General features: G+C 64.1%; 7 protein-coding genes. 2 read left to right on the top strand and 5 right to left on the bottom strand.

Features of this window, described 5'->3' with window-relative positions:
* Nucleotides 1–862 (bottom strand): biotin synthase BioB (gene bioB / locus VN004_RS03975; protein ID WP_325607243.1); only part of this gene is annotated, 862 nt, incomplete at its 3' end.
* Nucleotides 863–975: 113 nt separating this feature from the next.
* On the opposite strand from bioB, the gene VN004_RS03970 reads away from it, so the two are divergent.
* Together VN004_RS03970 and VN004_RS03965 are read left to right on the top strand one after the other, a co-directional pair.
* Complete coding sequence (locus VN004_RS03970) at nucleotides 976–2,046, top strand: Kelch repeat-containing protein (RefSeq protein ID WP_325607241.1); 1,071 nt, start codon at nucleotides 976–978, stop codon at nucleotides 2,044–2,046.
* Between the two features lie 157 nt (nucleotides 2,047–2,203).
* Nucleotides 2,204–2,449, top strand: coding sequence for a DUF3297 family protein (locus tag VN004_RS03965; RefSeq protein ID WP_325607240.1), 246 nt, complete (start codon nucleotides 2,204–2,206; stop codon nucleotides 2,447–2,449).
* Between the two features lie 21 nt (nucleotides 2,450–2,470).
* On the opposite strand, the gene VN004_RS03960 is transcribed toward VN004_RS03965, so the two are convergent.
* From VN004_RS03960 to VN004_RS03945, 4 genes are all read right to left on the bottom strand, one after another.
* On the bottom strand, nucleotides 2,471–2,851 hold the full coding sequence (locus VN004_RS03960) for a hypothetical protein (RefSeq protein ID WP_325607238.1): 381 nt from the start codon (nucleotides 2,849–2,851) through the stop codon (nucleotides 2,471–2,473).
* Between the two features lie 52 nt (nucleotides 2,852–2,903).
* Nucleotides 2,904–3,086: a hypothetical protein gene (locus VN004_RS03955; protein WP_325607237.1), complete on the bottom strand. Its 183-nt coding sequence runs from the start codon at nucleotides 3,084–3,086 to the stop codon at nucleotides 2,904–2,906.
* A 2-nt stretch (nucleotides 3,087–3,088) separates the two neighbouring features.
* Nucleotides 3,089–3,277: a hypothetical protein gene (locus VN004_RS03950; RefSeq protein ID WP_325607235.1), complete on the bottom strand. Its 189-nt coding sequence runs from the start codon at nucleotides 3,275–3,277 to the stop codon at nucleotides 3,089–3,091.
* Between the two features lie 238 nt (nucleotides 3,278–3,515).
* Nucleotides 3,516–4,855: APC family permease (locus VN004_RS03945; protein WP_325607233.1), on the bottom strand; the 1,340-nt coding region annotated here is incomplete at its 5' end.

Raw genomic sequence — 4,855 nt, 5'->3', positions numbered from 1 at the left:
GGGTCTCGTCGGTCATGTCCTCGCGGCCCGCCGACAGCCTCACCATCGAGCGCGGCATGGTGATGCGCGCGACCGCGATGGTGCGCACGAAGTCGAGCGCATCGATCGCCGCGCCATTCGCGAGCGGCGTGCCTTCCACCTTGACCAGCATGTTGATCGGCACGCTTTCCGGATGCACCGGCAGCGTCGCGAGCGCGTGGATCATCCCGACGCGATCTTCCTGTCCCTCTCCCATCCCGACGATGCCGCCGCAGCAGACGTGAATGCCGGCGTCACGCACATGCTCGAGCGTGTCGAGCCGCTCCTGATAGGTCCGCGTCGTGATGATGTCGCCGTAGAATTCCGGCGAGGTGTCGAGATTGTGGTTGTAATAGTCGAGGCCCGATGTCTTCAGCCGCTTCGCCTGCGCGCCGGTCAGCATGCCGAGCGTGACGCAGGTCTCAAGACCCATCGCGCGCACACCCTCAATCATGGCGCAGACCTTGTCGAGATCGCGGTCCTTGGGCTCGCGCCAGGCCGCGCCCATGCAGAAGCGGCTCGCGCCGGCATCTTTCGCGGCCTTCGCTTCGGCCAGAACCTTGTCGAGGCTCATCAACTTCTCGGCCTTGACGCCGGTGTCGTATTTCGCGCTCTGCGGGCAATAGGCGCAGTCTTCCGGACAGCCGCCGGTCTTGATGGACAGGAGCGTCGAGACCTGAATCTCGGCCGGGTCGAAATTGGTGCGGTGCACCGACTGGGCGGCAAACATCAAATCCGGAAATGGCAGCGCGAACAGATCGCGGATTTCCCCACGCGTCCAGTCATGCCGGACCGCGCTGTGGGGTCCCGAAAGCGGCACGGTAGAATGGGTTCCAAGCGTCATTCGTGGTCCGAGGTCATCTCTTGCGTTGCGCCCGGGGCTTCATGTCATAGTGCCGCCGTCAAGCCAAGCTAGCCATCCAGACAAGGCGGCAGGCGGGTTCTCGGGGAAACGGAATGATTTCACGTCGCAATGTGTTGGCAGCCCTGGGGGCGGGGCTGGCGATACCGGCATGGGCGCAGCATCACCCCGGACACGATCCGGTCTATTCCCACCTCACCGATCCGAAGATCAAGACGCCGCCGCTCGACACCATGAAGCTGCAGCAGGTCTTCGATTCACCCGCGCCGAAGGCGGCGCAGCAGGGCCGCTGGGTCACGCGGGCCGCTCTGCCGCTGCCGCGGAGCGAGATGGCCTGGGCCACCACGCTGAACAATCGCATGCATATCGTGGGCGGCTACGGCGAGCAGCGCGTCGACCGGCCCTATCACCATGTCTACGACCAGGCGTCCGACAAGTGGATCGACGCCCCCTTGCTGCCGCGCGGCGCCAATCATGTCGGGGTCGCGGTGGTGAACGGCAAGCTTTACGCAATCGGCGGGTTCATCGAGCAGAACCGCAGGCCGGACAATCTGTGCTTCGTGCTGGACGGCGACAGCTGGCGCGCCATCGCGCCGCTGCCGAAGCCCTTTGCCGCGATCGGCTGCGCGGCGATCAACGGTCACCTGCACGCCATTGGCGGGGCGATCGGGGATACCTTCGCCACCAAGAAATCGGTCGACTGGCATCTCGTCTATGATCCGCGCATCGACCAATGGTCGACGCGCTCGCCGATGCCGACCGGGCGCGACCACACCGGCACGCTGGCGGTGAACGGCAAGATTCATGTGATCGGCGGACGGGTGGATTCCTTCCACACCAACTCCAACCTGCACCACGTCTACGATCCGAAAGCCGACAAGTGGGAGCCAAGAGCGCCGCTGCCGACCGCGCGGTCCGGACACGGCGCGGTGTTCTATCGCGGCCGGATTTTCGTGATGGGCGGCGAAGGCACGAACCGCGTCTACGGCCAGAATGAAGGCTATGATGTCGAGAAGGACATCTGGGAATCCTACGCGCCGATGCCGACGCCCCGGCATGGACTCGGTGCCGCGGCGATCGGCAACTTCATCCATGTCGCGGGCGGCGGTCCGATCATGGGCGGCGCGATCCAGAGCGCCATCCACGAGGCCTTCACGCTGGACTGACCGCCGAACTGCAAGACACTTGCAACGTGCGGGTCGACTGGCTTCGCGCGGCGACCGCAGGCAGAAAAGCACGGACGTAAGACAGCGTGCGTTTGCGGGTTGCGCCCTTCCGAAGCGGCGGCTAACCAAGCCGGATTGACCCTAGCGAGGCGCCGCCATGGCCGATTCCACCCTCCCCGACCGCCTGTCGAACGATCCGGACAGCCCGTATTACAACGAGGAATTGCTGCAGCGGGACATCGGCATCCGGTTTGCGGGCAAGGAAAAGACCAATGTCGAGGAATATTGCGTGAGCGAGGGCTGGATCAGGGTTGCCGCCGGCAATGCCAGGGACCGCCACGGCAAGCCTCTGACCATCAAGCTGAAGGGGCCGGTCGAGCCTTATTTCAAGGACGCGAAATAGCGCCCCGCACAGGCGCGGCGCTTATTTCTTCTGCAGATCGCGCTGGATGGCTTCGTTCATGCGCCTGTCGAGCAGCGCGTAATCGTCCCGCAGACGGTCGCAGGCGGCCTTCTGCGCCTGGCACAGAATGCGCGTCTCGACGAAGAAGCGGCCCTGATCACCCTTGAGCTCGCGCCGGCCGACCGCGGGATGGGCGTAATGATTGGCGGGCGTGAACGACCAGTTCACATTGCCATCGGTGATGATGGTCCAGCCGTCATTGGCGCTCACGGTGACGCCGGGCTTGGCCTTGAGCGCTGTGAGCGCCGCGGCGACCGATGGATATTCGACGCCTTGCGCAAGGACCGCGCCGGCCGATCCGAATGAAACCGCAAGTCCGGCCGCGCGTACGAGCCGATGCATCGGTCCTCTCCCCTGCACCACTTTGGCGCAAGGCGGGCCCGCGATTCAACTCCTATCCCGGATTGTTGTCCCTGGCGGTCTTTCCGGCCATTTCGGCTTTTTCCGCTTCCGCAGCCTGTTCCAGGTAAAGGCGACCCTGACCGGCATAGAACCACATCTGCGCGGGGTCGTCGCAATCCGCCGCATCCTCGAAGCATTTGCGTGCGAGCTCGAGAAGCCGCCGACTTTCGCGCATGACTATACGTCGCTGGACGGGCGCAGGAACCGGCCGGGCTGGGCATCGACGATCGCCGACAGGGCGTCGGCACGTTCCAGGAGCGCCATGCCGCGTTCGGCATGAAGGCGCATCGTAGCGACCGTGTCCGCCTCGGCGGCATGTCGAAACGCGGCACGCGCGCGTCTGAAATTCTCCTCGGCCTCGCCCATGTCTTCCCTCCAGTCCGAGGGAAACATGGCACAGTCAACACCTGGGGTTGTTGACCTGCATCAAGCTGCCGCGAAAAAACGGCCCCGGACCGAGCGGATTCGTTTTGTTAACCGAGAACGACTTCGGTTGAGGCGGACTCGCATCGCCCGTTTCCTGTCATGCCCCGCGAAAGCGGGGCATCCAGAAACCGTTGCGATTACTGGATCGCCCGCTTTCGCGGGCGATGACAGCATCGCTTCAGCGCCCCGCTCCCGTGCCCACGCCGGGTTGCGCTTCAACATGAGGCAGCGTCTGGGTGCGGATTTTGCGATTGGTCCAGCGGCGATACACCCATTCGGCAAGAAACGACGCTACGGCCGTCACCACCAGCGCCGTGATCGCTGCCGGCTGCTCGCGCCACGTATAGACGGCAAGGATCACGAACATCACAAGGCAGGTCAGGAGCGCCGCCCAGACGATGCTGGCACGCGCGCCGGTGTCCTTCAGGAGTCGCAAGTGGCCGGCATTCACGGCGCCATACACAAGAAGGAAGGCGGCACTTCCCATCATGGCGATGCCCGACAGATCGAACAGCAGCGTGAGCACGATCACCAACGCGGCGGTGAGCAGAAGGCCGCCGCTCGCCTGTTTCCATTCGGTGCGCGACAGGCCGACCGGCAGTTCGCCGTCGCGCGCGATCATGTAACAGACATTGGCCGAACCGAAGAGCGTCGCATTGATTGCCGACGCGGTCGAAAACAACGCGGCGATCGCGATCAGCCGAAATCCTGCCTCGCCGAGGAACGGCTTTGCGGCTTCGGCGAGCGCATAGTCCCGCGCCTGCTCGATCTTGGCGCTCGACAGGTTTCCGGTCACCGTGACCGCGACGACGAGATAGATCACGATGACGAGAATGACGGCGGTGTAGAGCGCGCGCGGCAACAACACGCGCGGATTGCGCATGTCGGCCGCCGCATTGGTGATGAGGTCGAAGCCTTCATAGCCGATGAACAGAATGCCGGCACCAACCAGGATCAGCGTCGCTTCGGGCGAGAGCGCGGGCGAAAAATTGGAGCCATCGATGAAGAACAGCCCGACCGCAGCAAACAAAACGAGGATGCTGACCTTGATCGCCACGATGATGGTCTCGCCGCGGCCCATGATGCGAGCCCCGAACGCATTGAGCAGCGTGAGTGCGAGCACGGAACCGACCGCAAGCGACTTCAGGAGGAACGGGCTCGGCGTCTTGGTGACGAAGGTCGCAGCATAGCTTCCAAAAGCGGATGCGTAGAGCGCCAGCGAAATGATGTAGGCGGCCCACATGAAAAGATTGAGCCCACCGCTGAAGACCCCGTCGCCGAATCCCTTGACGAGGAAATGAACGGCCCCACCGGCGGACGGAAACACCGCGCCAAGCTTGGCATAGGAATAGGCCGAGAGGAGCGCGACGACGCCGCCGATCAAAAAGGCGGCCCACATCATGTTGCCGGCGGCCTGCGCGACCACGCCGAGGATCGAGAAGATTCCGGCGCCGACCATGCCCCCGATGCCGATGGACACTGCGGCGACGAGGCCGATCTGGCCGGCATTCGGGTTCG

This window comes from Pseudorhodoplanes sp., from assembly GCF_035565855.1.
Classification (GTDB): Bacteria; Pseudomonadota; Alphaproteobacteria; order Rhizobiales; family Xanthobacteraceae; genus Pseudorhodoplanes.
The sequence above is the reverse complement of the archived record's forward strand: the minus strand, read 5'-3'. Positions and strand labels throughout refer to the sequence as shown.

Excerpts from the sequence above, each read along its gene's own strand:
- VN004_RS03960 (WP_325607238.1), bottom strand. The coding sequence starts at position 2,851 with ATGCATCGGCTCGTACGCGCGGCCGGACTTGCGGTTTCATTCGGATCG.
- VN004_RS03965 (WP_325607240.1), top strand. The coding sequence starts at position 2,204 with ATGGCCGATTCCACCCTCCCCGACCGCCTGTCGAACGATCCGGACAGC.
- VN004_RS03950 (WP_325607235.1), bottom strand. The coding sequence starts at position 3,277 with ATGGGCGAGGCCGAGGAGAATTTCAGACGCGCGCGTGCCGCGTTTCGA.
- VN004_RS03955 (WP_325607237.1), bottom strand. The coding sequence starts at position 3,086 with ATGCGCGAAAGTCGGCGGCTTCTCGAGCTCGCACGCAAATGCTTCGAG.
- VN004_RS03970 (WP_325607241.1), top strand. The coding sequence starts at position 976 with ATGATTTCACGTCGCAATGTGTTGGCAGCCCTGGGGGCGGGGCTGGCG.